Genomic DNA, 2,105 nt, shown 5'->3' with positions numbered 1-2,105 from the left:
CTTTGCGCCGGTGACTGTTAGTTCAGCCCGTTTGAAACTAAATCAGAAACTTTAGGTTGATAATAATTTCGACCGCACTCTTCCTGCCGAACAAGCACAGTACGCCAACGAAGTCTTCAATAGTAGCTACAATCTCGGTTTCTTGGGTGTAACCAAATACCTCAAAAACCATAACGAGAATTGTTTTCTGCTTTAGCATTTACGGCATTGTGGGCGACAGCAATTGCAGCAACGTGATGTCGATCAGCTCAACGTCGGGCAAGATTCTACCCACAATCGCTTTGTCGTCTTCGGAGAACTCTTCGGCTTTTTCCAATGCCAGGGAGATGGTTTGCTCAGCCTGTTGTAGTTGGCTGCAAAACCAGATGATATCGCTCGATGCTTGTTTCATTTTTTACGCTTTTATTTTTTCCGCGAATTTAGGAAAGAAAAGCGGATGGCGCAAACCCTTTCACGATTCTTAGGTTTTTCGCGCATTTATAAACACTCGCCGCCGTCTGCGAGGAGTGGTTGATGATGTGCTGCGAAATAGCGGAGCAGAACGCTGTTCCGCTGCGTGAATGGATAGAGAGGAAACCGGCACTTAACCCCAATGCATCGACTCAGACTTTGCTAAAGAAAACAAGAGGGTTGTTGGGTAAAGAGTAACATGATGTATGAGCAGGACGGTGGGAAGGTCTTCCGTAAGATACATGCGAAAGACGCATGCATGTAGGCTGTTTCATAGAAATATTTATTGAATGAGCGACATTGTTCCGTAAATGTTTTACGGAATAACAAATAATTAGTATCTTTGCCGCATGTCATTATTAAGTATCCAATAGAGTTATGCTAATAAGATTTGCCGTTAAGAATTATCGAGGCTTTAGCGATAAGATCGAGTGGAATTTGTCGCATCCATGCAGCTATTCTTTCAACACGGATGCCATAAAAAATGGCGTTGTGAAGAATGGCATTATATATGGCCCCAATGGATCTGGAAAAAGTAACTTGGGGTTGGCAGTTTTCGATATAGCCAACCACTTGTCGCATAAATGGAAGAAGCCTGACTATTATTTGAATTACGCTTCGGCATATGGCTATAACCAGCCGGTCGATTTTGAGTATGTTTTCAGATTTGGCAAAGACATCGTGTCGTACAGCTATTCAAAAACAGCAAAGGAGCTCAAGGGAATTATTGTAAAGGAGCAGCTATTTCTGAACGAAAAGGAATTGCTCTTCAAGGACGTCAATTCCTTACGCTTGAACAAGAAGTTCGGCCTGACGGATGTAGCTTTAGACAATTTAAAAAACAGCGCAAACAATATCTCAATAGTCAATTATCTGTTAAGCGTCGTGCCCTTCCCTGAGGGGCATGCCTTGTTGAAGTTAAGAAGCTTTGTTGAGAACATGCTGTTTTTTAGAAGTCTCGACAATCGTGAGTTTATCGGCCTAAAAGAGGGTGGCAGCAACATAGAGGAATATATCATAAACAACAACCTTACAGAAGACTTCTCGGAGTTTCTGAAAGAGGTGAGCGGTCAGCACTTTGTGTTTGCAAAACCCGTACAGGGCGAAAACATGCTTTATGCCGTTATCAATGGCATTCGCATCCCCTTTTTGTTAGTTGCGTCTACCGGCACAATGAACTTGGAACTGCAATACTATTGGCTGAAAGAGATGGTAAATGCTTCGTTTGTCTTCATTGATGAGTTTGATGCCTTTTACCACCATGAGCTTTCGTATGCCCTTAGTCGACGATTGTTCAAGAGCGACAATCAGTTGTTCTTGACTACTCACGACACGTTCTTGTTGTCCAATGACTTGCTGCGTCCCGATTGTTTTTTCATATTAAAGGACAACAACATAAGTGCCATATGCAACCTTACTAACAAGGAACTTCGATTTGGCCACAACTTAGAGAAACTGTATAGAGGGGGTACGTTTGGCGTATGATATTGTTTGTATTTGAAGGAGGAAAAGCCGAGCCTACTGTGTTGGCATGGCTATGATGTTAGCAGAATAAAAAATGTTATTTTAGGAACCCAACATAGTGGCGCTTTGAAATAAATGCGCTAACTTTGCATAAGATAGGCTGCATCTCAGCATAATATTCAAGCGGAGCT

Annotated in this window: 2 protein-coding genes and 1 pseudogene; 2 read left to right on the top strand and 1 reads right to left on the bottom strand. The window is 42.3% G+C overall.

What is annotated here, in order from left to right:
* Positions 1-58: 58 nt before the first annotated feature.
* A pseudogene (locus KM934_RS13365) lies at positions 59-157 on the top strand (DUF1016 N-terminal domain-containing protein); the annotation flags it as partial.
* A gap of 42 nt (positions 158-199) precedes the next feature.
* Here KM934_RS13365 and KM934_RS12650 read toward each other — a convergent pair.
* On the bottom strand, positions 200-391 hold the full coding sequence (locus KM934_RS12650) for a hypothetical protein (protein WP_215760966.1): 192 nt from the start codon (positions 389-391) through the stop codon (positions 200-202).
* A gap of 551 nt (positions 392-942) precedes the next feature.
* Between KM934_RS12650 and KM934_RS12645 the strand changes: the two genes are divergently transcribed.
* Positions 943-1,935: an AAA family ATPase gene (locus KM934_RS12645; protein ID WP_317192676.1), complete on the top strand. Its 993-nt coding sequence runs from the start codon at positions 943-945 to the stop codon at positions 1,933-1,935.
* Positions 1,936-2,105: the final 170 nt, after the last annotated feature.

Source organism: Hallella faecis (assembly GCF_018789675.1).
Taxonomy (GTDB): Bacteria; Bacteroidota; Bacteroidia; order Bacteroidales; family Bacteroidaceae; genus Prevotella; species Prevotella faecis.
This window is presented reverse-complemented; position numbering and strand designations above follow the sequence as displayed.

Bases quoted from the DNA above. Each gene is read 5' to 3' on its own strand.
- KM934_RS12650 (WP_215760966.1), bottom strand. From the start codon at position 391: ATGAAACAAGCATCGAGCGATATCATCTGGTTTTGCAGCCAACTACAA.